General features: G+C 73.5%; 21 protein-coding genes. 3 read left to right on the forward strand and 18 right to left on the reverse strand.

All coding sequences use genetic code 11. From position 1 onward, the window contains the following. Positions 1-628 precede the first annotated feature (628 nt). The 11 genes from tyrS to argC all read right to left on the reverse strand — a co-directional run bounded on the left by tyrS (position 629) and on the right by argC (position 12,130). Positions 629-1,891 (reverse strand): tyrosine--tRNA ligase, encoded by a 1,263-nt coding sequence (gene tyrS / locus AC1DT4_RS18205; protein WP_477091179.1) that lies wholly within the window; start codon positions 1,889-1,891, stop codon positions 629-631. Between the two features lie 85 nt (positions 1,892-1,976). Next, a complete protein-coding gene (locus AC1DT4_RS18210; RefSeq protein ID WP_477091180.1) occupies positions 1,977-2,681 on the reverse strand; it encodes a DNA-3-methyladenine glycosylase in 705 nt (234 codons plus the stop codon). A gap of 118 nt (positions 2,682-2,799) precedes the next feature. Further along, positions 2,800-3,360 (reverse strand): nucleoside/nucleotide kinase family protein, encoded by a 561-nt coding sequence (locus AC1DT4_RS18215; RefSeq protein ID WP_477091181.1) that lies wholly within the window; start codon positions 3,358-3,360, stop codon positions 2,800-2,802. Further along, positions 3,357-4,805 carry an argininosuccinate lyase gene (argH, locus tag AC1DT4_RS18220; RefSeq protein ID WP_477091182.1) on the reverse strand — a complete coding sequence of 483 codons (1,449 nt, stop codon included), beginning with the start codon at positions 4,803-4,805 and terminating at the stop codon, positions 3,357-3,359. The genes AC1DT4_RS18215 and argH overlap by 4 nt, the downstream gene beginning before the upstream one ends. After that, positions 4,798-6,039, reverse strand: coding sequence for an argininosuccinate synthase (locus AC1DT4_RS18225; RefSeq protein WP_477091183.1), 1,242 nt, complete (start codon positions 6,037-6,039; stop codon positions 4,798-4,800). Before AC1DT4_RS18225 ends, argH begins: the two co-directional genes overlap by 8 nt. A 49-nt stretch (positions 6,040-6,088) precedes the next feature. Then, a complete protein-coding gene (locus AC1DT4_RS18230; protein WP_477091184.1) occupies positions 6,089-6,619 on the reverse strand; it encodes an arginine repressor in 531 nt (176 codons plus the stop codon). Next, entirely contained in the window at positions 6,616-7,548 is a 933-nt protein-coding gene (gene argF, locus AC1DT4_RS18235; RefSeq protein ID WP_477091185.1) for an ornithine carbamoyltransferase, read from the reverse strand. The genes AC1DT4_RS18230 and argF overlap by 4 nt, the downstream gene beginning before the upstream one ends. A gap of 58 nt (positions 7,549-7,606) precedes the next feature. Next, positions 7,607-8,896, reverse strand: a complete 1,290-nt coding sequence (locus AC1DT4_RS18240; RefSeq protein WP_477091186.1) for an acetylornithine transaminase — start codon at positions 8,894-8,896, stop codon at positions 7,607-7,609. Continuing rightward, a complete protein-coding gene (argB, locus tag AC1DT4_RS18245; RefSeq protein WP_477091187.1) occupies positions 8,893-9,867 on the reverse strand; it encodes an acetylglutamate kinase in 975 nt (324 codons plus the stop codon). Before argB ends, AC1DT4_RS18240 begins: the two co-directional genes overlap by 4 nt. Then, positions 9,864-11,069 (reverse strand): bifunctional glutamate N-acetyltransferase/amino-acid acetyltransferase ArgJ, encoded by a 1,206-nt coding sequence (gene argJ / locus AC1DT4_RS18250; protein ID WP_477091188.1) that lies wholly within the window; start codon positions 11,067-11,069, stop codon positions 9,864-9,866. Before argJ ends, argB begins: the two co-directional genes overlap by 4 nt. Further along, positions 11,066-12,130, reverse strand: a complete 1,065-nt coding sequence (gene argC / locus AC1DT4_RS18255) for an N-acetyl-gamma-glutamyl-phosphate reductase (protein ID WP_477091189.1) — start codon at positions 12,128-12,130, stop codon at positions 11,066-11,068. The genes argJ and argC overlap by 4 nt, the downstream gene beginning before the upstream one ends. 82 nt (positions 12,131-12,212) lie before the next feature. Between argC and AC1DT4_RS18260 the strand changes: the two genes are divergently transcribed. From AC1DT4_RS18260 to AC1DT4_RS18270, 3 genes are read left to right on the forward strand one after another with little or no spacing between them, the layout of a single operon-like run. After that, on the forward strand, positions 12,213-13,196 hold the full coding sequence (locus AC1DT4_RS18260; protein WP_477091190.1) for a quinone oxidoreductase family protein: 984 nt from the start codon (positions 12,213-12,215) through the stop codon (positions 13,194-13,196). Further along, positions 13,193-13,939, forward strand: coding sequence for a DsbA family oxidoreductase (locus tag AC1DT4_RS18265; RefSeq protein ID WP_477091191.1), 747 nt, complete (start codon positions 13,193-13,195; stop codon positions 13,937-13,939). The genes AC1DT4_RS18260 and AC1DT4_RS18265 overlap by 4 nt, the downstream gene beginning before the upstream one ends. Next, on the forward strand, positions 13,927-14,424 hold the full coding sequence (locus tag AC1DT4_RS18270; protein ID WP_477091192.1) for a GNAT family N-acetyltransferase: 498 nt from the start codon (positions 13,927-13,929) through the stop codon (positions 14,422-14,424). The genes AC1DT4_RS18265 and AC1DT4_RS18270 overlap by 13 nt, the downstream gene beginning before the upstream one ends. A gap of 50 nt (positions 14,425-14,474) precedes the next feature. On the opposite strand, the gene AC1DT4_RS18275 is transcribed toward AC1DT4_RS18270, so the two are convergent. The 7 genes from AC1DT4_RS18275 to rpmI form a co-directional block, all read right to left on the reverse strand. After that, on the reverse strand, positions 14,475-19,391 hold the full coding sequence (locus tag AC1DT4_RS18275; RefSeq protein WP_477091198.1) for an ExeM/NucH family extracellular endonuclease: 4,917 nt from the start codon (positions 19,389-19,391) through the stop codon (positions 14,475-14,477). A gap of 208 nt (positions 19,392-19,599) precedes the next feature. Then, positions 19,600-22,161 (reverse strand): phenylalanine--tRNA ligase subunit beta, encoded by a 2,562-nt coding sequence (pheT, locus tag AC1DT4_RS18280; protein WP_477091193.1) that lies wholly within the window; start codon positions 22,159-22,161, stop codon positions 19,600-19,602. Next, positions 22,161-23,204 carry a phenylalanine--tRNA ligase subunit alpha gene (gene pheS, locus AC1DT4_RS18285; protein ID WP_477091194.1) on the reverse strand — a complete coding sequence of 348 codons (1,044 nt, stop codon included), beginning with the start codon at positions 23,202-23,204 and terminating at the stop codon, positions 22,161-22,163. The genes pheT and pheS overlap by 1 nt, the downstream gene beginning before the upstream one ends. Positions 23,205-23,444: 240 nt before the next feature. Further along, positions 23,445-24,086, reverse strand: a complete 642-nt coding sequence (gene thpR, locus AC1DT4_RS18290; protein ID WP_477091195.1) for an RNA 2',3'-cyclic phosphodiesterase — start codon at positions 24,084-24,086, stop codon at positions 23,445-23,447. Continuing rightward, the gene (locus tag AC1DT4_RS18295) at positions 24,083-24,904 is read right to left on the reverse strand and encodes a TrmH family RNA methyltransferase (protein ID WP_477091196.1); all 822 of its coding nucleotides are present in this window, start codon (positions 24,902-24,904) and stop codon (positions 24,083-24,085) included. Before AC1DT4_RS18295 ends, thpR begins: the two co-directional genes overlap by 4 nt. A 129-nt stretch (positions 24,905-25,033) precedes the next feature. Then, positions 25,034-25,417 carry a 50S ribosomal protein L20 gene (rplT, locus tag AC1DT4_RS18300; protein WP_055921876.1) on the reverse strand — a complete coding sequence of 128 codons (384 nt, stop codon included), beginning with the start codon at positions 25,415-25,417 and terminating at the stop codon, positions 25,034-25,036. 63 nt (positions 25,418-25,480) lie between these two features. Beyond that, positions 25,481-25,675 (reverse strand): 50S ribosomal protein L35, encoded by a 195-nt coding sequence (gene rpmI, locus AC1DT4_RS18305; RefSeq protein ID WP_477091197.1) that lies wholly within the window; start codon positions 25,673-25,675, stop codon positions 25,481-25,483. Positions 25,676-25,973: the final 298 nt, after the last annotated feature.

Raw genomic sequence — 25,973 nt, forward strand, 5'->3', positions numbered from 1 at the left:
CCACCAAAGCGGTGAAGCAACCGACACACGAAACGGTCCCGATAAGGACCAATCAGATTCGGCTGAATTGTGGCACCGCCTTCCACGGAGGTAGAAGAAACGGCACCAATCTCAACCAAGACCCACCACCCTCAGCACCCCACCCCAAACGAGGCAGAACACATCCAGAAGCGAGCCATATGGCATCGACTATTTGGCACACTGTTGAGTTCTCAAGGAACAGACGCGCATCTCCTCGAGATCTTTTCGATCTCATCCGAGAGGCTTTGTCGTTCTGAATCCTACCTGGCTTTTCGGCCGCTTCCCGCCACCCTCTCGGGCAGCTGGCTGCGGGCCTGGAGCCCGTCCCCGGACGGCTTCAGGGCGCACGAAGCGCCTGTCAGCACGAGCGGGGGTGGCCACCCTAGGGACCAGCCACCGTGGTTCGATCCGCGGTGTCCGTTCCTCCCTCTCGGGCGACATCGAGAACATTACGCGCGTGTTGCGGCGACGTGCAAATCCCCTGGCGGTGACCCCGGTCACCAGACCGCTCCCCACCAGGAGAAGCGCAGGTCAGGGCCGGGTTCTCGACGACGAACCCCCGCGGCCCGTCGGGGCGGCAGGGGTTCGTCCGGGTGGGTTGTCGGGTTCAGGCGTGCGCGTCGACCACGGCGAGCGTCCGCTTTCCGCGGCGCAGCACCGCCCAGCGGCCGTGCAAGAGGTCGTCGGCGGTGAGCACCGCGTCCTCGGAGGCCACCCGCACGTTGTTGACGGACGCACCGCCCTCGGCGATCGCGCGACGCGCTGCGCCCTTGCTCGTGACCACTCCCGTGGCCGCGAGCAGGTCCGCGATGCCGTCGCCGGCGGCTCCCCGTGCGGACGGCAGCTCGGCCACGACGGCGGCGAGCGTCGCGGCGTCGAGGTCGGCAAGCGACCCCCGCCCGAAGAGCGCCTGGCTCGCGGCGACGACCTGGTCGGCGGCCGTCGCCCCGTGCACCAGGGCGGTCACCTCGTAGGCGAGCGCGCGCTGGGCCTCGCGGGCTGCGGGACGGGTGGCGACGGCGTCGGCAAGCTCCTCGATCTCGGCGCGCGGACGGAAGCTGAAGACCTTGAGGTAGCGGACCGCGTCGGCGTCGTCGGCGTTCAGCCAGAACTGGAAGAACGCGTACGGCGTGGTGAGCTCGGGGTCGAGCCAGACGGTGCCCGACTCGGTCTTGCCGAACTTCGTTCCGTCGGACTTGGTGATCAGCGGGGTGGTCAGCGCGTGCGCGGCGACGCCCTCGGCCTTGCGGATCAGCTCGACGCCCGAGAGCAGGTTGCCCCACTGGTCGCTGCCACCGGTCTGCAACGTGATGCCGTGCCGGCGGAAGAGCTCGAGGAAGTCCATCCCCTGGAGGATCTGGTAGCTGAACTCGGTGAAGCTGATGCCGGTGTCGCTGTTCAGGCGTCGGGCCACCGTGTCCTTGGCCAGCATGGTGCCGAGGCGGTAGTGCTTGCCGATGTCCCGCAGGAAGTCGATGGCCGACAGCGGCGCGGTCCAGTCGAGGTTGTTCACCATGGTGGCCGCGTTCGGACCGTCGAAGCGGAGCAGCGGCTCGATCTGCTTGCGGATGCGCTCCACCCAGCCCGAGACGACGTCCCGGTCGTTGAGCGTGCGCTCCCCCGCCATCTTCGGGTCGCCGATGAGGCCGGTGGCGCCGCCGACGAGCGCGTACGGCGTGTGACCGGCGTCCTGGAGACGGCGGACGGTGAGGATCTGGACCAGGTTGCCGATGTGCAGGCTCGGCGCGGTCGGGTCGAACCCGCAGTAGAGCGAGACGGGCCCCGCGGAGAGGGCGTCACGGAGGGCATCGAGGTCGGTGGTCTGGGCGATCAGCCCGCGCCACTCGAGGTCGTCGAGGATGTGGTTCACAAGGTCTCCAGGCAGTAGGCCGGCACACGCACGGCGGGCAGGACGGTCGGGGGTGTCGAGGACGTCGGGCCGGCGTCGTCGTCCCTCACGGGACGTCTGTCGACGCCGGCGCGCGATACGCCGGGCGGTACGCCGAGACCGTGCGCTCGTCGGTCAGCCAGTAGCGCCACGGGAACCTGGTCCCCTCGCCGCCGGAGCCCGAGACGCCGACGCGCGGGCCGGACCTGTGCGTCGGCTGGACCACGACCTGGTGGCGGTGCAGCACGACGTCGCCGCCTGCCTCCGTGACGTCCGCCCCATTCGCACGCATGTCGAGGCCGAGCGCCACGGCGAGCCGGGCCGGGCCGCGCGCGAGCTGGCGCTCCGAGTCGACGACGCCGACGGCCTCGCGCCGCTTCCAGGCGAGCTCCGTGCCCTCGACGATCTCGCCGGCGCGCAGCAGCACGGCCGACGGCTTGCCGGTGGGCTCGGTGACGATGTTGAGGCAGTGGTGCAGGCCGAGGTGGCGGTAGACGTACAGCCGGCCCGGCTCCCCGAACATCACCGCGTTGCGGGACGTGCGGCCGCGGTAGGCGTGCGAGCCCGGGTCGTCGGCGCCGCCGTAGGCCTCGACCTCCGTGATGCGGAGCGTGACGTCGCCCTCCGGGGACCGCGACGTCAGGTACGAGCCGAGCAGGTCGCGGGCGACCGCGTGCACCTCGCGGCTGAACCAGACGCGCGCCGGCACGGCCACGAGCGCGCGCGGGTCAGCGGCGTCCGGGGTCTCGAGCGGCTGGGGCGACGTGCTCACGCGCCCATCTTGCCGCACGGGCCGCGCGTCCCGCGGCTCGGTCCACGCGCACGAGACGATCGGGGTCGAGGTCGGCGTTCCGGATCGCCCGGCCCGGTCGATGCGCACGAGGTGTCGGTCAGGGCTCCGGGTTCAGCGGTGCGCCGAAGGCGTCGAGCCGGACGTCGGCGCGCTCGCGCGTGCGCTCCCGGGCGAAGTGGGCGGCCTCCTCGGTCATCCAGCCGAGCCAGTGCTCGCGGGCGTCGGCCCCGTCGCGCGCGAGGCCGCGCTCGAGCCGCAGGTCGGCGGGCGCCTCGACCCAGACGCGCAGGACCGCGATCTCGTCGACGGCGCGGCGGGCCGACCCGCAGCCCTCGAGCACGAGGACGTCGGGCACGGGCACGTCGACCCACTCGGCGAAGGCGCCGGTCGGCCAGTCGTAGCGCTGGAACCGACCCGGCCGGCCACGGCGCAAGGGTTCGAGGACCTGCGCGGACAGGCGCGGCCACAGGGAGCCCTCGAGGCCCGACCAGCCCTCGTACAGGTCGTCGAGGTGCAGGACGGTCCCGCCGTGGGCGGCGAGGGCGGCCGCGAGGGTCGTCTTGCCGGAGCCGGCGGGTCCGTCGACCGCGACGAGCCGCACCGGGCCCAGCCGGGGACGCGCGGCGAGGATCCGCGCGGCCAGCTCGTCGGCGATCACGACGCCCAGGTGCGCAGCTCCGCCGCGCGGGCCCGGGCCCGGGCGAGCTGCTCGGCGACCCGGACGGGGGCGGTGCCGCCGTACGCGGACCGGGACGCCAGGGAGCCCTCGACCGTCAGCACGGTCCGGACGTCGGGGGTCAGGTGCGGCGAGATCGCGGCGAGCTCGTCGTCGGTGAGGTCCCAGAGTTCGATGGCCGGCTCGTGCTCCTCGCAGGCGCGGACGCACGCGCCCGCGACCTCGTGCGCCACGCGGAACGGCACGCCGTTGCGCACGAGCCACTCGGCGATGTCCGTCGCCAGGGAGAAGCCCTGGGGCGCCAGCGACGCGAGCCGCTCGGTGTCGAACTCCAGCGTCTCGACCATGCCCGCGAACGCCGGGAGCAGGACCGAGAGCTGGTCGACCTGGTCGAACACCGGCTCCTTGTCCTCCTGGAGGTCGCGGTTGTACGCGAGCGGGAGGCCCTTGAGGGTGGTGAGCAGGCCGGTCAGGTCTCCGACGAGGCGCCCCGCCTTGCCGCGCGCCAGCTCGGCGACGTCCGGGTTCTTCTTCTGCGGCATGATGCTCGACCCCGTGGAGTAGGCGTCGTGCAGCTTGACGAAGCCGAACTCCTTCGTGGCCCAGAGGACGACCTCCTCGGCCAGCCGGGAGATGTCGACGGCGAGCATGGCCGCGACGAACGCGAACTCGGCGACGACGTCGCGCGAGGCGGTGCCGTCGATCGAGTTCTCGACCGGGCCGTCGAAGCCGAGCTCCGCGGCGACCGCCGCCGGGTCCAGGCCGAGCGACGAGCCCGCGAGGGCACCCGAGCCGTACGGCGAGCGGGCCGCGCGCGCGTCCCAGTCGACCCACCGCTCGACGTCGCGCAGGAGGGGCCAGGCGTGCGCGAGCAGGTGGTGCGCCAGGAGCACGGGCTGCGCGTGCTGCAGGTGCGTCCGGCCGGGCATCGGCGCATCGCCGGCGCGCGACGCCTGCGCCACGAGCGCGTCGACGACGTCGAGCACCAGTCGGGCGAGGCCCCGCGACTCCTCCCGCAGGTACATCCGCACCAGGGTCGCGATCTGGTCGTTGCGCGAGCGGCCCGCGCGGAGCTTGCCGCCGAGGTCGGCACCCGCCCGGTCGATCAGCCCACGCTCGAGGGCCGTGTGCACGTCCTCGTCCTCGAGCACGGGCAGGAAGTCGCGCGCGGCCACGTCCGCGCGCAGCCGCTCGAGCGCGTCGACCATGCCGGTCAGCTCGTCGTCCGTGAGCAGGCCGGCGGCGTGCAGGACGCGGGCGTGCGCGACCGAGCCGGAGATGTCGTGGCCGGCGAGGCGCCAGTCGAAGTGCGTCGACTGCGACAGCGCCTGGAGGGCCTCCGACGGTCCGCCGGCGAACCGGCCGCCCCACAGCGAGACGCTGCCGGGCGCCTGCGCGCCCGGCGTCGTCGCGACCTCGTCAGGCACCCGTGATCCCGCCCTGCGAGCCGAGGTCCACGCCGTTGCCGAAGCGCACGTCGCGCGCCGCGGCGAGCTTGGACGACAGGCCGTAGATCTCGATGAAGCCCTTGGCGGCCGCCTGGTCGAAGGTGTCGCCGGTGTCGTAGGTGGCGAGGTTGAAGTCGTAGAGGCTGGCGTCCGAGCGGCGGCCCGTGACGGTCGCGCGGCCGCCGTGCAGGACGATCCGCACGTCGCCCGAGACGTAGCGCTGGGTGTCGTCGACGAACACGTCGAGCGACTTCTTCAGCGGCGAGAACCACTGGCCGTCGTAGACCAGCTCGGTCCAGCGCTGCTCGACGCCGCGCTTGAACCGGGCCTGCTCGCGCTCGACGGTGACGTTCTCGAGCTCCTGGTGCGCCGCGATGAGCGCGATCGCGCCGGGGGCCTCGTAGACCTCGCGCGACTTGATGCCGACGAGGCGGTCCTCGACGATGTCGATCCGGCCGATGCCCTGGGCGCCGGCGCGGCGGTTCATCTCCTGGATCGCCTGCAGCGGCGTGACCGGGATGCCGTCGAGCGCGACCGGGACGCCGGCCTCGAACGTGATGACGACCTCGTCGGCGACCGGCGGGAACGTCGGGTCGTCGGTGTACGTGTAGACGTCCTTGGTCGGGCCGTTCCAGATGTCCTCGAGGAAGCCGGTCTCGACCGCGCGACCCCAGACGTTCTGGTCGATCGAGAACGGGTTGTGCTTGGTGGTCTCGATCGGGAGCGCGTTCCGCGTCGCGAACTCGATCGCCTTGTCGCGGGTCAGCGCGAGGTCGCGGACCGGTGCCAGGCAGGTCAGGTCGGGCGCGAGCGACGTGATGCCGACCTCGAAGCGGACCTGGTCGTTGCCCTTGCCGGTGCAGCCGTGGGCGACCGTCGTCGCGCCGAACTGGCGGGCCGCGCGGACGAGGTGCTTGACGATGACGGGGCGGGACAGCGCGGAGACCAGCGGGTAGCGGTCCAGGTACAGCGCGTTGGCCTTGAGGGCCGGCATGCAGTACTCGGTGGCGAACTCGTCGCGCGCGTCGGCGACGTACGCCTCGACCGCGCCGCAGTCGAGCGCGCGCTGACGGATGACGTTGAGGTCCTCGCCGCCCTGGCCGACGTCGACCGCCACGGCGATCACCTCGGCACCGGTGGCCTCGGCGATCCAGCCGATGCCCACGGAGGTGTCCAGGCCGCCGGAGTAGGCGAGGACGACGCGCTCAGTCATGTTCTTCTCTCTTCGATGTGTGCGTGCTGCAGGAACGAGGTGCTGGGGGTCAGTCTGACGGACGGGTGCGCGACGGTGCGTCCGTGGCGAGCGCGAGGAAGCGCGCCGCGAGGGCCGCTCCCGTCTCGCCCTCGCGGGCGATCACCAGGACGGTGTCGTCGCCCGCGATCGTGCCGAGCACGGCGGGCAGGACCGAGTGGTCGATCGCCGACGCGAGGAACTGCGCCGCGCCCGGCGGGGTCCGCAGGACGACGAGGTTGCCCGACGCCTCGGCGGTCACGAGCAGCTCGGTGCACAGCCGGGCCAGGCGTGCGGCGAGCATCTCCGCGTCCGGGCCGGCCGACGGGGTCTGCAGGCCGCCCTCGGCGGGGACCGCGTATGCGAGGGCGCCCGACGGCGTGCGGATCTTCACCGCGCGCAGCTCGACGAGGTCGCGGGACAGCGTCGCCTGCGTGACCGTGACGCCCTCGGCGGTGAGCAGCTCGGCCAGCTGCTGCTGCGAGTGCACCGAGCCGCGGGTGAGCAGGGAGGTGACCAGCGCGTGGCGGGCCGCCTTGGTGTGCGGGACCGTGACGCTCACGGGCCCTCCACCAGGTAGGAGAGGAGGGCCTTCTGCGCGTGCAGGCGGTTCTCGGCCTCGTCCCACACCACCGACTGCGGGCCGTCGAGCACCTCGGCGGTGATCTCCTTGCCGCGGTAGGCCGGCAGGCAGTGCAGGACGAGCGCGTCCGGCGCGGCCAGGCTCATCGCGGCCGCGTCGACGCGGAAGGGCACGAACGGCGTCTCGCGGTCGGCGGCCTCGGCCTCCTGGCCCATCGACACCCAGGTGTCCGTCGCGACGACGTCCGCGCCGGTCACGGCCTCGGCGAGCGTGTGCACCACGGACACCGACCCGCCGGTGCTCCGGGCGATCGCGGCGGCGTCCGAAAGGATCGTCGCGTCGGGCAGGTAGCCCTCGGGCGTGCCGATCCGCACGTGCAGGCCCGCCGTCGCTCCCCCGAGCAGGTACGAGTGCGACATGTTGTTGGCGCCGTCCCCGACGTATGCGAGCGTGCGGCCCGACAGCCCCGCGACGCCGCCGCGGTGCTGCGCGATCGTCGCGAGGTCGGCCAGGATCTGGCACGGGTGGAAGCTGTCGGTCAGCGCGTTCACCACGGGCACGCCCGCGTGCTCCGCCATCTGCTCGAGGCGGTGCTGGGAGAACGTGCGCCAGACGATCGCCGCGACCTGGCGGCCGAGCACCCGGGCGGTGTCCTCGATCGACTCCCGCTCGCCGATCCGCGCCAGCTTGCCGTCGACGCTCAGCGGGAAACCGCCCAGCTCCGCGATGCCCGCGGTGAACGACACCTGGGTGCGCAGCGTCGGCTTGTCGAAGATGACGGCGACCGCGCGCGGACCCGTCAGCGGGGTCCGGATGAACCGGTCGTCGCGGAAGGCGAGCGCGAGCTCGAGGACGGCGCGCTGGTCGCGGGGGGTGAGGTCGTCGTCACGCAGGAAGTGGCGGGTCATGCCGACGCACCTCCGACCAGGTCGCCGAGAGCGCAGGCGTCACGCAGGACGTGGCGGGTCACGAGAGGTCCTGCGGGAGGGCGGCGAGGAAGTCGACGAACGTGCCGGCCTGCTCCTCGGTGAGGACGAACGGCGGCGCGAGGCGGATCGTCGTCGGCGTGCAGGGGTTGACGATGAACCCGGCCTCGAGCGCTCGCGCCGCGACCTCGGCAGCCACGGGAGCGGTGAGCTCGATGCCGATGAGGAGCCCCTCGCCCCGGACCTCGCCGACGAGCGGGTGACGGAGGCTGCTGATGCGCTCGCGCAGGGTCGCGCCCAGCCGGCTCACGTGGGGCAGGAGGCCGTCGCGCTCGATGACCGCGATCGTCGCGAGCCCGGCCGCGGAGGCGACGGGGTTCCCGCCGAACGTCGTGCCGTGCTGGCCGCGACCCAGCAGCGTGGCGGTCCGCTCTCCGTAGGCGATGAGCGCGCCCACCGGGAAGCCGCCCCCGAGGCCCTTCGCGACGGTCACCGCGTCGGGCACGATGCCCCCGCCGACGTGCGGGTGGTGGTGGGCGAACCAGGCGCCGGTGCGGCCCATGCCGGTCTGCACCTCGTCGAGGATCAGCAGTGCGCCGTGCTCGGCGGTCAGCGTCCGGGCGAGCGCCAGGTAGCCGGGCGGCAGCGGCCGCACGCCCGCCTCGCCCTGGAGCGGCTCGACGAAGAAGGCCGCGACCTGGTCGCCGTTCTCGGCGAACGCGGCCTCGAGGGCGTCGGAGTCGCCGAACGGCACGAACTCGACGCCGCCGGGCAGCGGCTCGAAGGGCTCGCGGTAGGCGGCCTTGTGCGTGAGGGCCAGCGCGCCCATCGAGCGGCCGTGGAACGACCCCTCGAGCGCGAGGATCCGCGGCCGGTCGGCTCCACCGTTGCGGCGTGCGAGCTTGAACGCGGCCTCGTTCGCCTCGGTGCCGGAGTTGGTGAGGAACACCCGCGAGCCCGCGGGGGCGCCCGCCAGCCCGAGCAGCCGCTCGGCGAACGCGATCTGCGTCGGGCTGCCGAAGAAGTTGGAGACGTGACCGAGCGTGCCCAGCTGCGCGCTGATCGCCGCGGTCAGGGTGGGGTGCGCGTGACCGAGGGAGTTCACCGCGATGCCGCCGAGGAGGTCGAGGTACCGGTTGCCGTCGGCGTCCCAGACGTAGACGCCGTCGCCGCGGACCAGGACGCGCTGCGGTGCACCGAACGTGTCCATCAGCGCGTGCGTGTAGCGGTCGGTCCACTGGGCGACCGAGCCGTCGGTCGCGGGCACCGGGAGCGACGCGTCGGCGCTCTCCGGCGACCGGTGGCGGGCCCGGACGTTCTCGACGGTCACAGGGTCACCTCGGGGTCGTGGGGGATCACGGGGATGGGGGCCGTGAAGGGGGCGTCGGCCGGCTCCTCGTCGGGCAGGACCATGGTGCCGATGCCGTCGCTGGTGAACACCTCGACCAGGATCGAGTGCGGCGCGCGGCCGTCGATGACGTGCGCGCGGCCGACGCCGCCCTCCACGGCGCGCCAGCACGCCTCCATCTTCGGGCGCATGCCGGCGTCGAGGCCGGGCAGCATCTCGGCGAGCGCGCTCGCGCTCAGCCGGCGCACCAGCGAGCCCTTGTCCGGCCAGCGCGTGTACAGGCCCTCGACGTCCGTGAGCACGATGAGCTTGCGGGCGCCGAGCGCGACCGCGAGCGCCGCGGCGGCCGTGTCGGCATTCACGTTGAGCACCGTCGTCGGGTCGTCGAGGTCGGGCGCGACCGTGGAGACCACGGGGATCCGGCCGGCGTCGAGCAGGTCCAGCACGGCACCCGGGTTGACCTTGACGACGTCGCCCACGAGGCCGATGTCGACGCTCTCGCCGTCGACCACCGCGGTGCGACGACGGGCTTGGAAGAGCCCGCCGTCCTCCCCCGACAGGCCGACCGCGTGCGGGCCGTGGGCGTTGAGGAGGCCGACCAGCTCGCGAGAGACCTGGCCGGTGAGCACCATCCGGACGACGTCCATCGCCTCGGGCGTGGTCACGCGCAGCCCGCCGCGGAACTCCGACTCGATGCCCAGGCGGTCGAGCATCGCGTTGATCTGCGGTCCCCCGCCGTGCACGACCACCGGCTTGAGGCCGACCTGCCGCAGGAACACCATGTCCTGCGCGAACGCCCGCTTGAGATCCTCGTCGATCATGGCGTTGCCGCCGTACTTCACGACGACGAGCGCGCCCGCGAACTTCTGCAGCCACGGCAGGGCCTCGATGAGGACCTCCGCCTTCTGGTCGGCGCGCAGGTCCGTGCGGGTGTTGAACGTGAAGTCGGTCATGTGGAGTACGCGCTGTTCTCGAGGACGTAGTCGTGCGTGAGGTCGTTGGTCCAGACGGTGACCACCTCGCCGCCCGCGTGCAGGTCGATGAGCACGTGGACCTCGCGGTGGGCGGCCAGGTCGACCTCGGAGCGCGGCCGGTAGGCGCCGCCGGCCTTGCACACCTGGACGCCGTTGATCGTCACGTCGAGCTGGGCCGGGTCGAACGCGGCGACGCTCTCCGGGACGGTGCCGACCTGCGCGAGCACCCGCCCCCAGTTGGGGTCGTTGCCGAACATCGCGGCCTTGAACAGGTTGGAGCGGGTCACGGCACGGGCGACCGCGAGCGCGGCCGCCTCCGTCTCGGCGCCCATGACCGTCACGGCGATGTCGTGCGTCGCGCCCTCGGCGTCGGCCACGAGGGCCCGCGCGAGCTCGCCGCACACCTGGGTCAGCGCGGCCGTGAAGCCGGCCGGGTCCGGGATCGAGCGGCTGGCGCCGGACACCAGGAGGGTCACCGTGTCCGACGTCGACATGCAGCCGTCGGAGTCCACGCGGTCGAAGGTCTGGGACGTCGCGGTGCGCAGCGCGGCCGCGGCCGTCTCGGCGTCGACGACAGCGTCGGTGGTGATCACGCAGAGCATCGTGGCCAGGCCGGGGGCGAGCATGCCCGCGCCCTTGGCCATGCCGCCGACGGTCCACTGCCCCCGGTCACCGTCGATGTGCAGGTGCGCGGTCTTGGGGACGGTGTCAGTCGTCATGATCGCGAGGGCGGCGTCCGGGCCCCCGTCAGGGGACAGTGCCTCGACGGCCAGGTCGACGCCCGCGAGCAGCGTGTCGATGGGCAGCCGCTCCCCGATCAGGCCGGTCGAGCAGACCACGACGTCGCCGGCCGAGATCTCCAGGGCAGCGCCGACCTTCTCGGCCGTGGCGTGCGTGTCCTGGAAACCGTCGGGGCCGGTGCACACGTTGGCGCCGCCGGAGTTGAGGATGACCGCGCTGACGACGCCGTCCGCGGCCGCCTGGCGCGACCAGACCACCGGCGCCCCCACGACGCGGTTCGTCGTGAAGACCGCCGCCGCGGCCTGCGACGGTCCGTCGTTGACGACGAGCGCGAGGTCGGGGCGGCCCGACGCCTTGAGCCCGGCGGTGACCCCCGATGCACGGAAGCCCGCTGCCGCGGTGACGCCGGGCGAGGGCAGGGCGAACGTCTCGGTGGTCACGGTGCGACTCCGTCCAGAGGGAGGCCGAGCGTCTCGGGCAGCCCGAGCGCGAGGTTGAGGGACTGCAGGGCGCCGCCGGCGGTGCCCTTGACCAGGTTGTCGATCGCCGTGACGGTGACGACGCGGCCGGCGCGCTCGTCGACCGCGACCTGGACCAGGGCGGTGTTGGCACCCAGCGTCGCAGCGGTCGTCGGCCACTGCCCCTCGGGCAGCAGGTGCACGAACGGCTCGTCGGCATACGTCTCCTCCCACGCGGCGCGCACGCTCGACGGGTCGACGCCGTCGACCAGTCGGGCGGTCGCCGTGGCGAGGATGCCGCGCGCCATCGGCACGAGGGTCGGCGTGAAGGAGATGGTCACCTCGTCGGCGCCGGCGGAGCGCAGGTTCTGCGCGATCTCGGGGATGTGGCGGTGCGTGCCACCGACGGCGTACGGCTGCGCGGAGCCGAGCGCCTCGCTGGCGAGCAGGTGCGTCTTGAGCGACTTCCCCGCGCCCGAGTAGCCGTTGGCCAGCACAGCGACGAGGTCGGTCGGCTCGACGAGCCCCGCGGCCACGCCGGGCTGCAGACCGAGCGAGACGGCGGTGACGTTGCAGCCGGGCACCGCGATCCGGCGCGCAGCGGCGAGGACCGCGCGCTGTCCGGCGGCGGTCCGCTCGCCGGGGTGCAGCAGCTCGGGCAGCCCGTACGGCCACGTGCCCGCGTGGGCGCTCCCGTAGAACGCCTCCCAGTCGGCGGCGTCGACGAGCCGGTGGTCCGCACCGAGGTCGACGACGACCGCGCCGTCGCCGAGCGCCTCGAGCTCCGCGGCGATCGCACCGCTGGCGCCGTGCGGCAGGGCGAGCACGACGACGTCGTGGCCCGCGAGCGCGTCGACACCCGTCGGCTCGAGCACCCGGTCCGCCAGGGAACGCAGGTGCGGCTGGTGCGCACCCAGCAGGGTGCCGGCGTTCGAGTGCGCCGTGAGCGTCCCGATCCGGGCCTCGGGATGGGCGAGGAGCGCGCGGAGCATCTCGCCGCCGGCGTACCCGCTGGCACCCGCGACCGCGACCGTGAACGTCATGTGCATGAACATACACGCGCATGTACGAAGATACGAACGCCGTTCCGGGAATGAGGATCGCCGGCCGCCGCGTTCCGCCACCGTGCGCGCGATCCAGGCCACCGCCCCGGGCGGTCCCGACGTCCTCCAGCTGGTCGACCTCCCCGACCCCGAGCCGGCCCCCGACGAGGTCCTCGTCCGCGTCGCCGCCGCGGGGGTCAACTTCATCGACACCTACCGACGCTCCGGCGCCTACCAGGTCCCGTTCCCGCACGTCGTGGGCTCGGAGGGCGCGGGCGAGGTCGTGGCCGTCGGGGCGGACGTGAGCGAGATCGCCGTCGGCGACCGCGTCGCGTGGTCCGCCGCGCCGGGCTCGTACGCCGAGCTGCTCACGGTCCGCGAGTCGCAGGCCCTGCTGGTGCCCGAGGGCGTCTCGGCCCACGTCGCCGCCGCGCTCCCCTTGCAGGGCATGACCGCGCACTACCTGGTGTCCTCCACGTTCCCCGTCGAGGCAGGGCACGACGTGCTCGTGCATGCCGCCGCCGGCGGCGTCGGGCTGCTGCTGACCCAGCTGGCGTCACGCCGGGGCGCCCGCGTGATCGCCACGGTCGGCAGCGCCGACAAGGAGCGCCTCGCGCGCGAGGCCGGCGCGGCGGACGTCATCCGGTACCGCGAGTTCGACGACCTCACGCGCGACCTGCCCGCCGAGGTGCGCGCCCTGACCGGCGGCCGCGGCGTGCACGCCGTCTACGACTCCGTCGGCAAGGACACGTTCGACGCCTCCCTGGCGTCGCTGCGCCGCCGCGGCACGCTCGTCCTGTTCGGCGCCTCCTCCGGCGCCGTCCCGCCGCTCGACCCTCAGCGTCTCAACGCCGCGGGCTCGGTCTTCCTGACCCGCCCCAAGCTCGACGACCACACGGCGACGCGCGAGGAGCTGACGTGGCGCGCGCGCGAGCTGTTCGACGCGGTCCGCGCCGGCGAGCTCGACGTGCGGGTCGGCGCCACCTACCCCCTGGCCGACGCGGCCGAGGCCCACCGCGCGCTCGAGTCGCGCTCCACGACCGGAAAGGTCCTTCTCCTCCCGTGACGATCACTGCCCTCACCCCCGTCCGCACGCTGAACGTCGAGGTCTGGTCGGACATCGCCTGCCCCTGGTGCTACATCGGGAAGCGCCGCTTCACGGCCGCCCTCGCCGACTTCCCGCACCGCGACCACGTCGAGGTGACGTGGCGCTCGTACGAGCTGTCGCCGAACACGCCGGTCGGCCCCGGGCGCCCCGAGAGGGATGCGCTGTCCGAGCACAAGGGGATCCCGATCGAGAGGGTGAAGCAGATGTTCGCGCAGGTCACCGCGGTGGCCGCGGGCGAGGGTCTCGCCTACGACTTCGACCGCGCGCTCGCCGTCAACACGTTCGCGGCGCACCGCCTGGTGCACCTAGCGCGAGAGACCGGCGGCGCCGAGCTGGCGGAGCGCACCCTCGAGGCCCTGTTCTCGGCGCACTTCGAGCACGGCGCGGACCTGGGTGACGACGAGACCCTCGTCCGGCTGGTCAGTGACGCGGGGCTCGACGCGGATGCCGCGCGGGCGGCGCTGGACGGAGACCACGGGGCCGACGCCGTCCGCGCCGACGAGGCCGAGGCCCGTGCGCTCGGGGTCACCGGCGTGCCGTTCTTCGTCGTCGACCGCCGGGTCGCCGTGTCGGGCGCGCAGCCCGCCGAGGTGTTCTCACAGCTGCTCGAGGCCGGCTGGCGCGAGGCCAACCCCCTGCAGACGCTGGCAGCCGCCGACCCCGACGCCGAGGCGTGCGTCGACGACTCGTGCCCGATCTGACGCTGCGGCCGCCGGCCGACGACGACCTGCCGTCCCTCGCGACGCTCAACGACGCGGCCGTGCCGGCCGTCAACGCGCTCGGCCTCGACGGGCTGACGGCGCACGTCCCGGGGTGCGAGCTCGCCCTGGTGGCGGAGCACGACGGCCGGCTCGCCGGGTTCGTCCTGGCCGTCGGGCCCGGGGCCGCGTACGCGAGCGAGAACTACCGCTGGTTCGCGGAGCACGTGCCCGGATCCCTCTACGTGGACCGCATCGTCGTCGATCCCACCGCGCAGGGCCTCGGGATCGGGCGGGCCCTCTACGCGGCGGTCGACGCCCGCGCTCGCGAGCTCGGGCTCGGCGTCGTGACCTGCGAGGTCAACCTCGAGCCGCCGAACCCGCAGTCGCTCGCGTTCCACGAGCGGCTCGGGTTCCGCCGCGTCGGGGAGCAGGCGACCAAGGGCGGGTCCGTCGTCGTCGCCCTGCTGTCCCGCGACGTCGCCTGAGCACGGCCGAGGCCCGCACCCCCAGGGGATGCGGGCCTCGGCCGTGCGCGTCAGCGGACGCTGACCGGTGCGCTCGTGCTCGGTGACACGTTCGCGGGGTCGCTCGGGACGAACGTCGCCGTGTAGGTGTGCGTGCCCGACGGCACGGTGCCGATCGCGACGCCGAGCACCACGCTCAGCGTCTTGACCACGGTGCCGCCCTCCCGGATCTCGATCTTCCCGGACGGCAGGCGCCCGTTGTTCGTCGAGACCGTCGCGACGGCGATCGACGGGACGAACAGGAACCCGCGGGTCACCGACAGCCCCGTCGTCGTCGTCACCTTGTTCACCACGACGGTGACCGGTGCCGACTCGGAGACTCCCGCGTCGCTCGAGAAGCGCGCGACCACGGCGTAGCTGCCGGCCGGCGTCGAGGACGGGAGACGCAGGGTGGCGGTGCCGCCCTGCAGCGGAGCCGTCCCCAGCACCGTGTCGCCCGCGACGAACTCGACCGAGCCCGAGACCGGGGCGTCGGCCGTCACGGTCGCCGTGAGCGTGACCCGGGACGACGAGCCGTACACCTGGCTCGACGGCGAGGCCGTGAGCGTGGTGGTGACTCCCGCCTCCACGGTGAGCGGCAGCGTCACCGTGGTGCCGCTCGGGCTCGCGACGAGGGTCAGCGTGTGCGCGCCGGCGCTGGTCCCGGCCGGCACCGTCACCGCCACGTCCGCGTTGCCCGCGGTGACGGTCGCCGTCCCGATCGACGTGCCGTCGAGCCGGACGTCCAGGCTGGTGTTGAGCGGCGAGCCGAGGCTCGTCAGGTCCAGCCTGGTCACCGGGAACGCGAGCGCGTCACCGGCCGTCACCGTGGTCGGGACCGTCGGCACCCCGACCGCCTGGCGGGCGAAGTCCGGGGTCAGCCCCGGGTGCGCCTGCAGGTAGGCGATCCAGCCGTCGCGGTCGACGAGGCCCGAGTCGCGCGCGTCCGTCCCCTGGGCCACGACTCGGAAGTTGTCGCCGCCCGTGGTGAGGAACGAGAACGTGCCGATGCGGTAGCTCGCCGCCGGGTCGATCGGCGAGCCGTTCACCGTGATGGACGTGATGTGCGATCCCGCGGGTGCCGCGGCGTCGTACGTGTACGTCACGTTGTCGGACAACCCCAGCTGCAGGTACGGCCGGGTCGGGATGGTGCCGTCCGCGTTGGTCTGCCACTGCTGCTCGAGCATCACCTTGAACTGCGCGCCCGTGAGCGACGTGGTCCAGAGGTTGTTGACGAACGGCAGGACGCCGTTCGCCTCCGCCGTGGTCACGACGCCGTCCGGCGCGTAGAGCAGCTCGGCGCGCAGGCCCCCAGGGTTCACGACGCCGATCTCGGCGCCACCCAGGTTGTCCGGCGCGAGCGTGTCGCGCAGGGCGTTGGCCACCAGGTCGCCGAGCGTCGACTCGCTGGCCCGGTCGTCACGCGCGGTCGCCGGGGCCGTGTAGCCCGTCGGACCGTACGTGCCGCCGGTGAAAGCCGTGGTGATGTCGGCCGTCACGGAGCCCACCGGGACCGAGCCGACCGTGCTGGCGTACGCGAGCGCCGCGTTCACGATCGTGCTGACCTGAGCGACGCGCGGGTAGGTGGCGACGAGCGTCGCGGCGAAGGCCGCCTCGTTCTGCGCCGGGGTGTTGCCCGGCACCACCGGGGCGACGAGCCGCGGCACGTTCTGCTGCGTGTGCGCGACGACCTCACCGCTGGCCGGGTCGTACGTCAGCACGACCTTGCCGATGAACTCGCCGTAGCTGCCCGTCTGCAGGACCGGCCGCGTCTTGCCGGCGACACCGGGGACGGGCGACTCCCACGCGTACTGCTGGTGGGTGTGGCCGGTGAAGATCGCGTCGACGGACGCCGCGGTCTGCTCGACGATCTTCGCGAACGCGCCGCCCTGGGCCACCTCGTCCTCGAGGGTGCCGTTCGGCATCCCCTCGCTGGCGCCCTCGTGGTAGCTGGCCACGAGCACGTCGGCCTCGCCGTTGGCCTCGTTGCCGTCGCTGAGCTGCGCGGCCACGCGGTTGACGGCGTCGACCGGGTCGCCGATGTCGATCTGCGTGATGCCACCGGGGCTCACCAGCGACGGGGTCTCCCCCGTCACCGCCCCGATGACGCCGACCGAGACGCCGTCCATGTCGATGATCGAGTACTCCGGCAGCGCCGGCGTCGTGGTGCCCTTGAGGTAGACGTTCGCCCCGAGGTAGTCCCACTTCGCGTTCGTCTTGTTGGCGATCACACGGTCCGTGAGGTCCGTGAACCCCTTGTCGAACTCGTGGTTGCCCACCGCCGAGGCGTTGAGCTCGAGCGCGTTCAGGACGTCGATCGTCGGCTGGTCCTGCTGCACCGCCGAGGCGAACAGCGAGGCGCTGATGTTGTCGCCCGCAGAGACGAACGCGACCGGGCCGCCGGCCGCGACGGCCGCCGCCTTCTCCTTCTCGACGGTGCCCGCGAACTTCACGGTGTTGGCGTCGATGCGCCCGTGGAAGTCGTTGATGTCGAGCAGCGTGAGGTTGACGGGCTTGGCCGCCCCGTTCACGAGGCCGACGACGACCGGGTCGTGGTCCGATGACCGGTACTGGTCTGCGGCGTAGTAGAGGGTGCCGTGGTAGTTGTACCGGTCGTACTCGAGCGCGATGGACTCCTCGGCGTTGATCTCCCAGATGTCCGCACCGGTCGCCCGCTGCATCGCCGCGTCGTTGAGCAGCACGTGGTCCAGCGAGCCCGACAGGCCGCTGAACGAGTACGAGTACTGGCCGTCGGCGAGCGCCGTGGCGGCGTCGGTGTACCCGGCGTCGTAGAGCGTCTGCAGCGGGTCCTCGAGCGTGTACGAGTTGAAGTCGCCGACCAGCGCGACCGACTTCGCGGCGCCCTGCACCGTCGGGATCCAGTCACGCAACGCCTGGGCCTGCCGGACGCGCGACTCGTTGGACGCGCCCTGCCCGTCCCCGGTGTCGGCGTCGCCCGGCCACGGACCCGCCGAGCCCTTCGACTTGAAGTGGTTGACCGCGACGAAGAACGGCTCGCCGCCACCGACCGGCGTGAACGTCTGCCCGATGGGCTCGCGCGCGTTGCCGAAGGCCTGGTCGTCGCCGCTCAGCGTGCCGAGCGCGTGCGACGGGCCGGTGCGCTCGACGGCCGCGGCGCGGTAGATGAGCGCGTTGGTGATGACGTCCATCTCGGCGGCCGGCGGGAGCTCCGTCGACGACGGGACGTACGCCCAGACGTCCGAGCCCGCGGCCGCGTTGAGAGCCTTGACCAGCGTGTCGAGCGCCTCGTCCGCGACCCCGTCGACCGTCGCCGAGTTCTCGATCTCGAGGAGGCCGACGACGTCGGCGTCGAGCTTGTTGATGGCGGCGACGATCTTGTCCTGCTGCCGCTGGAGGTCCGCCGGGTCCCACGCGCCGCGCGGCGCGCAGCCGGAGTTGACCGTCACCGGGTCGCCGGTGCGGTCGTTGTACGACGTGCAGCCGGCCGTGGTCGCGCCGAGCGTCGTGAAGTAGTTGAGCACGTTGAACGAGGCGATCTTCAGGTCCCCGCCGACCGCGGACGGGGCCGCGGTCCGGTCGTTCTCGAACGTGACGGCGGCCGGACCGGGCTGCGTCGGGTTGAGCTTCCACACGTTGTTGCGGAAGTCCACGATCACCGGGGCCGTGATGCTCGCGGCGGCACCGACCCGGACCGGGTTGGTCAGGCTGACGTACGGCGGGGTCAGACCCGAGTTCGCCGCGGACAGGAAGTTCGTCGACGAGCCGTCGTCCAGCACGACGCCGCGTGCGGCGTTGTCGGCGGCGGCGGCCAGCGCCTCGGCCGAGCCGGGCCGGCCGACCTCCGTGGGCTGCAGGAGCGGCAGCGTGCCGGCCGCGAGGCCGACCTCGCCGTACTGGTTGGTGGAGAACGTGTTCGTGATCGTCAGGTCACCGGTCGGCTGGAAGAGCATCGACTCGAGCGCCTCGCGGGCCCCGTCGGTCGTCGGCCACGTGCCCGACACCGGCGTCACCGCGGCGGCCGCCGGGAGCTTCACCAGGTCGGTCGCCGCGGCGACCGTGAGCTCGGTGAGGCCGTTGAACTCGGAGACGACGCCCGTGACCTGCACGTGGTCACCGATCGCTACCAGGCCCGCCGTCGCCGACGAGAAGACGAAGACCGCGTCGGACGCGCCGGGCGTCGCGTCGGTCCCGGGCGTCTGGATGACGTAGCCGCTCAGCCCGCCGGTCGGGTAGGCCGCCGTGACGACACCGTCGGTGATGACCGTGGCGCCGGCCAGCGGAGAGGTCGCGCCCGTGCCCTGGATCTCGGCGATGGTCGCCGCCGTCGGCGTGCCGGGGTTGGTACCGCCGCCTGCGACGCCGGGCGTCGGCAGGGCGGCGGCGAAGTCGGCCGCGTTGTTCGCGGTGTTGGTCGATGACGCGTCCCGCGTGACCGACTGCGTGTTCGACGCGCCGATCGCCGGGCCGCTCCCCGCGTAACCGGCCGCAGCGGCGCCGTACCCGACGAAGTCGACGACGGACGGGGCCGCCGTGCACTCGACGCCTCCGCACGCCAGGGCCGTCGTCGACGACACCAGCGCGACCTTGCCGGCCGTCCCGCTCATGGGGATCGTGCCGGTCGCGCTGCCGGTCACCGGCGTCGTCCCGGCCGCACCTGCCGCCTCGACGACGACATAGGCGGCGCCGGGCGCGATCGTGCCGGTCAGCGGCGTCGTCTGCCAGACCACGCCCGCCGACGAGGCGTACTGCACGGACCAGCCGTCGACGCTGACCGGCGACGGGCTCGCGTTCACCAGCTCGATGAAGTCGTTGGTGTAGGTGGCGCCGCTGTTGCCGCCCCCGCCGTACACCTCGTTGACGAGCACCCGCGGGGTGGTGCCGACCGCCGCCCCTGCCGAGCCCGCCGCGATCACACCGCCCGTCACAGCAAGAGCGAGGGCTGCGACGCCCCCGCTGATCGACTTCATGGCACGGCGCACGTCGAGCTCTCCTTCGTCGGGGAACGTCAGCGGCCGCTCGTGGCGGCCTGGACCACCTTCAGGGATCGCCCGTTTTGTCGCAACTACTCACAGGTAACTATTGGGTGAACTCATCCCATGACCACGGTCGGAGGCGGTGCGACCGGACGCGCACGACCCCCGCGACCACCAGCCGCGGGGGTCGTCCCGGACGAGCTCACGCGCGGAGCGTCGCCCCGAACCTCGCGTGCGCCTCGGCGACGACGGCCTCGCGGACGCCGGCCGCCTCCTGCGCGGTGAGCGTCCGGTCGTCCGCCCGGAGACGCAGCGAGAAGGCGAGCGACTTGCGCGCGGCACCCACCTGCGACCCGGTGTACACGTCGAAGAGGCGGATCTCCTCGACGACGTCCCCGGCCGGGCTCGACGCCGCACCGACGCGCACCGCGTCGAGAAGGTCGGCCGCGGGCATGTCCTCGCCGACGACGAGCGCGATGTCCTCCTTGAGGACGGGGAACGTCGACACGGGTTCCGCCTGGACGGGCTCGGGCGACGCCGCCGCGAGCAGGACGTCGAGGTCGAGCTCGAACGCCGACGCGCGGGCGGGCAGCCCGAGGGCCGCCACCACGTTCGGGTGCAGCTCCCCGGCGTGGCCCACGAGCGTGCCGTCGACCGTGGTCAGGCGCGCGCAGCGGCCCGGGTGCCACGGCGCGTGCTCCGCGTCGGCCGAGACCACCAGCGGGACGCCGACGACCTCCGCGACGAGCGTGGCCGACGCGATGGCGTCGGTGTGGTCGGCGCGGCGACCCGGCCCCCACCAGCCCGCGGGCTCGCGCAGTCCGGCGAGGACCCCCGCGACCCGTCGAGGCTGCGGCGGCACGGCGGCGTCGAGCGCCGCGAGCTCCTCGTCCGACGGGCGGACGCCACCGGGCAGGCTCGGGGCCGCGGGCGCGCCGTCGATCGGCCGCGTGACCAGCCCGAGCTCGAAGACCGCCACGTCGCTCACGCCGCGGGCGACGTTCCGCCGGGCCGTCTCCAGGAGCGTGACCAGCAGGTTCGTCCGCATGAACGGCTGCTCGTCGGACAGCGGGTTGACCAGCCGGACGGCCCGGCGGCGGTCGTCGTCAGCCGGCAGACCGAGCGCGTCGAGCTGCTCGGTGCCGACGAACGGGTAGCTGAGCACCTCGACCAGGCCCGACTCCGCCAGCGCCCGTGCGACCGAGCGGCGGGTCCGCTGCCCGGCCGTGAGGCCGGCCCCGGCGGGCGCGGGCGGCACGATCGACGGGATCGCGTCGTACCCCCGCAACCGCGCGACCTCCTCCACCAGGTCGACGTCGACCACGAGGTCGGGCCGCCAGGACGGCGCCTGCACGCGCACGACACCGGGGCGCGCGTCCGACACCTCGCACCCGATCGAGACGAGCGTCTCGCGCACCTGGTCGGCGGTGTACGGCACCCCGATCAGCCGGGCGGGCAGGTCGAGGTCGAGGTCGAAGGCGGGCACCGGCGCGCGCCGGTCGACATCGGTGAGGTGCGGGTCCGCCACGCCGCCGCCGAGCTCGACCAGCAGCGCGAGCGCGCGGGCGACGGCCACGGGCGGGAGCGCCGGGTCGACGCCTCGCTCGAACCGCTTGGCCGCCTCGCTCGGGAGCTTGTGCCGGCGGGCGCTGCGGGCGACCGTGATGGGGTCGAAGTGCGCCGCCTCGACGAGCAGGTCCGTGGTCGACGCGCTCACCTCGCTGTCCCCGCCGCCCATGACCGCCGCCAGACCGATGGGTCGGGAGGCGCGTGCGCCGCCGGGGCTGTCGGTGATGAGCAGGTCCTCCGGGTCGAGCGCGCGGTCGACGTCGTCGAGCGTCCGGATCTTCTCGCCCGGGATCGCGCGCCGCACGACGATCGGCTCGGCCAGGTGGGCCAGGTCGTAGGCGTGCAGGGGCTGCCCGAGGTCGAGCATGACGTAGTTCGTCACGTCGACCGCGAGCCCGATCGGCCGCATCCCGGCCTGCTGCAGCCGCCGCTGCATCCAGGCGGGCGAGGGGTCGTTCGCCCGGACGCCCCGGACGATCTGCGCCACGAACCGGTCGGCGCCGGGGACACCGTCCAGCGGCGCGGCGTCGTCGATCTCGACCGCGAAGCTGCCACCGGTGGGCGGGAGGTCGCTCGTCGGCAGCCCGTGGTCGGTGAACCGGGCGCCCGTCGACAGGCCGTACTCGCGGGCGACCCCGCGCATGGAGAAGCAGTACCCGCGGTCGGGCGTCACGTTGATCTCGAGCACCTCGTCGCCGAGGCCGAGCAGCTCGCGCGCGTCGGTGCCGACCTCGGGGTCCAGCCCGAGCGTGGCCAGCACGATGATCCCGGCGTGGTCCTCGCCCAGGCCCAGCTCGCGCGCCGAGCAGATCATGCCGTCGGACACGTGCCCGTAGGTCGTGCGAGACGCGATCGGGAACGGCCCGGGCAGCACGGCGCCAGGCAGCGCGACGACGACCTTGTCGCCCACGGCGAAGTTGTGCGCACCGCAGACGATGCCCCGAGGGCCGCCGCCGGCCTCGTTGTGCTCCGGCCCCACGTCCACCCGGCACCAGTTGATGGTCTTGCCGTTCTTCTGCGGCTCCGGCGTGAGCGCCACGACGCGACCGACGACCAGCGGACCGGACACGGCCGCGGGGTGGATGGCCTCCTCCTCGAGCCCGACCCGGACCAGGTCCTCCGCGAGCTGCGCGGCGGTGAGCCCGGCGGGGAGCTCGACGTGCTCGGCGAGCCACGACAAGGGGATGCGCGGCATCAGATCTCCGTCCCGAACTGGGTGGAGAAGCGGACGTCGCCCTCCACCATGTCGTGCATGTCAGCGATGCCGTGGCGCAGCATCAGGGTGCGCTCGATGCCCATGCCGAACGCGAACCCGGAGTAGACGTCGGGGTCGACGCCGACGGCCCGGAGCACGTTCGGGTTGACCATGCCGCAGCCACCCCACTCGATCCAGCCGGCCCCGCCCTTCTTCTGCGGGAACCAGAGGTCCATCTCCGCGCTGGGCTCGGTGAACGGGAAGAACGACGGGCGCAGGCGCGTGCGCGCCTCGGGACCGAAGATCGCGCGGGCGAAGTGGTCCAGCGTGCCCTTGAGGTGCGCCATCGTCAGCCCCTTGTCCACCGCCAGGCCCTCGACCTGGTGGAAGACGGGCGTGTGCGTCGCGTCGAGCTCGTCGGTGCGGAACACCTTGCCCGGGCACGCGATGTACACCGGCAGGTCGCGCTCGAGCAGCGTGCGCGCCTGGACCGGCGACGTGTGGGTGCGCAGCACGAGGCCCGGCGCGTCGACGAAGAACGTGTCCTGCATCTGCCGCGCCGGGTGGTCCACGCCGAAGTTCAGCGCGTCGAAGTTGAACCACTCCGCCTCGAGCTCGGGGCCCTCGGCGATCTCCCAGCCCATCGACACGAAGATGTCGGCGATGCGCTCCGACAGCATCTCGAGCGGGTGCCGCGCGCCGCGCGGGCGGCGGTCCGTCGGCAGCGTGACGTCGACGGACTCCTCGACGAGCACGCGCAGGTCGCGCTCGGCCTCGAGCTCGGACTGGCGCTGGGCGAGCGCGGCGGCGAGCCGGCCCTTCGCCTGGCCGAGCAGCTTGCCGGCCACGGCCTTGTCGGCGGGCGCGAGGCCCCCGATGGCCCGGTTGGCCAGCGCGATCGGGCTGCGCTCGCCCACGTGCTCGAGGCGGGCGGTCTTCAGGGCGTCGAGGTCGGCGGCGGCCGCGAGGGCCTTCAGCGCGTCCTCGACGGCGGACTCGACGCCCGGGGCGTCGAGCGGGGACAGGGCGGTGTCGTCGGACATCCTGACCTTCCAGTGCAGGTTCTGGGCAGCCGGCACGCGGCACGGCTGTGGCAGTGGGCGCGCGAGCGCCCGGCCAGCGGACAAGTCTAGGGGCGCCCGATCCGGGTCTGCGCGGCCGGTCCAGCGGTGGACGGCCTGCTCAGGTGCGCGTCAGCGCGGCCCGGGAACGGGCCCGGGAAATCGGCGACCACCGGCCGCCTGCGCACGCGCTGTCATGCGTCCATCCTGCCACGGCACCCGCTAACGGCCGAGCACAAAGGTCTCGACCGTCTCGTACAGCGGGCCCCCGCCGCGGCCGGCGCCCGGGCGCGACGACACCAGCACCAGCTCGTCGACCTGCCACCGGGGACCGTCGTACACCGCGAGGGCGCGCACCAGCCCGGCGGCCACGTCCTCGTCGTCGGGTCCCTGCCCGTCGGGTCGCGGGCCCGGGCGGTCCGAGCGCGACGACCGGCGCCGGGGCGGACCGCTGCCCGGCCGCACCCGGCCGACGGTGAGGTGCGGGCGGTCCCGGGGCCGGTTGTCGGGCGCGCCCCCGGCGGCCTCCCCCGCCTCGACGCACCCGTGGCTGAGCGCTCGCTGCTGCGCGAGGTCGCCGGCGACGCCGACCCAGAGGGTGCGGTGCGAGAAGACGCCGGCGCCGTGCAGCGCGAGCTCGTACGGCTCGAGTCCCACGGCCACCTCGGCCAGGTCGGCCGTCAGCCCCGGGACCGCGCCGTCCGGGAGGTCGCCGTAGAAGGCGACCGTGAGGTGCCAGGTCTCGCGCGCCGACCAGCGCACGGCCGACGACAGGCCCGACGGCGCTCCGCGGACCGAGGCCAGGGCGAGGTCGAGGTGGTCGAGCACCGGCTCGGGCGGCCACACCGCCGCGAAGAGCCTCATCGCTGCGCCCGCGCGCTGGCGTACAGGCAGACCGTCGCCGCGGTCGCGAGGTTGAGCGACTCGGCGCGGCCCCGGATCGGGACGCGCACCACCGCGTCGGCCAGCGCCCGGTCCTCGTCGCGCAGTCCCCACGCCTCGTTGCCGAACACCCACGCCGTCGGGCGGGACAGGTCGGGGACGCCGTCCTCGGCGGAGCCCGCGACGTCGAGCAGGTCGTCCAGGTCGAACGTGCCGGCGCCGTCGGCCGCGAGCACCGTCAGGCCGGCGGCGCGCAGGGCGTCGACCGTCGTCGCCAGGTCCGCGCCCGTCACCACGGGCAGGTGGAACAGCGACCCGGCGGTCGACCGGACGACCTTCGGGTTGTGCACGTCGACGCTCTCGCTCGTCAGGACCGCCGCCCCCGCTCCCGCCGCGTCGGCCGCGCGGATCACCGTCCCGGCGTTCCCCGGGTCACGCACGTTCGCGAGGACCGCGACGAGCCGCAGGTCCTCAAGGTCGTCGAGCGTGTGCCTCGTCAGCGACGCGACCGCGACGACGTGCTGGCCGTCGGGGCTCATCGCGTCCAGCACCTCGGCCGTCCCGACGTGCACCCGGATGCCCCGGTCCTGCGCCCCGGTCACGATCTCGGCGTACCGGTGGCCGGACTCGGCGGTCACGTACAGGTCGTGCACGTCGGCGCCGGCGAGCACCGCCTCGCGGACGGACTGCGGACCCTCGACGACGAACCGGCCGACCCGCTGGCGCACCGACCGGCCGGCCAGCGCCCGCACGGCCTTCACTCGCTCGGCGCGGGGGTTGGTCAGGATCTCGTCGGCCACGGGGACATCATGCCTGGGGACGACGAAGCCCCCGGCGAGTCCGAGGACTCCGGGGGCTCCGGGTGCAGCGAGCCGCCGCCCGGCCCCGCGGCGGCGGGGTGGGCGGTCGGGCTCAGCGGCGGACGAAGGTCAGGCAGCCTTCGGCGCGTTGACGTCCTCGGGCAGGGCAGCCTTCGCGGCGGCCACGAGCGTGTTGAACGTCGCGGCGTCGTTGACGGCGAGGTCGGCCAGCACGCGGCGGTCCACCTCGATGCCCGCGAGCTTCAGGCCCTGGATCAGGCGGTTGTAGGTCAGACCCTGCTCGCGCGACGCAGCGTTGATGCGCTGGATCCACAGCTTGCGGAAGTCCTGCTTGCGCACCTTGCGGTCGCGGTACGCGTAGACGAGGGAGTGGGTGACCTGCTCCTTCGCCTTGCGGTACAGGCGCGAACGCTGGCCGCGGTAACCCGCAGCGCGCTCAAGGGTCGTACGGCGCTTCTTCTGGGCGTTGACCGCCCGCTTCACGCGTGCCACGTGATGCTCCTTGCTTGTCTCAGGCTCGGGTGCAGTGACCGGGGCGCGGCAGCGCCCCCGGGATCACTTACCGAGCAGCTTCTTGATGCGGGGGGCGTCGGCAGGAGAGACGACGAGGTCGCCGGCGAGACGGCGCGTGCGACGGCTCGACTTGTGCTCGAGCAGGTGGCGAGCGCCGGCCTGCTCGCGCATGACCTTGCCGGCTCCGGTCACCCGGAAGCGCTTCTTGGCACCGGAGTGCGTCTTGTTCTTCGGCATGGCTGCCGTGTCTCCTTGTCGTTCACATCGCACGGGTTCGTACGACTCGTCTGGTGCGGTCCGACCGGTGGGCCGGGCCGTCCGTTCGTGCTGGCTAGCTGGCCTCTTCCGAGGCCGTCGAGCTGGTCTGTGCTTTGGCCGCACCGGCCGGCCCGGGCCGCGGCGCGGGCCGGGGGGTGCCGATCGGCTTCGGCGTGGCGGGCTTCGGCGCGGCCGCGGGAGCAGCTGCGGCGGGCGTCGCCGGCGTGGGGGCAGCGGCCGGCTTGGGGGCCGAGGCTGCGGGTCGTGCGGCTGCGGC

The sequence above is a fragment of the Cellulomonas sp. P4_D11 genome (genome assembly GCF_056401915.1).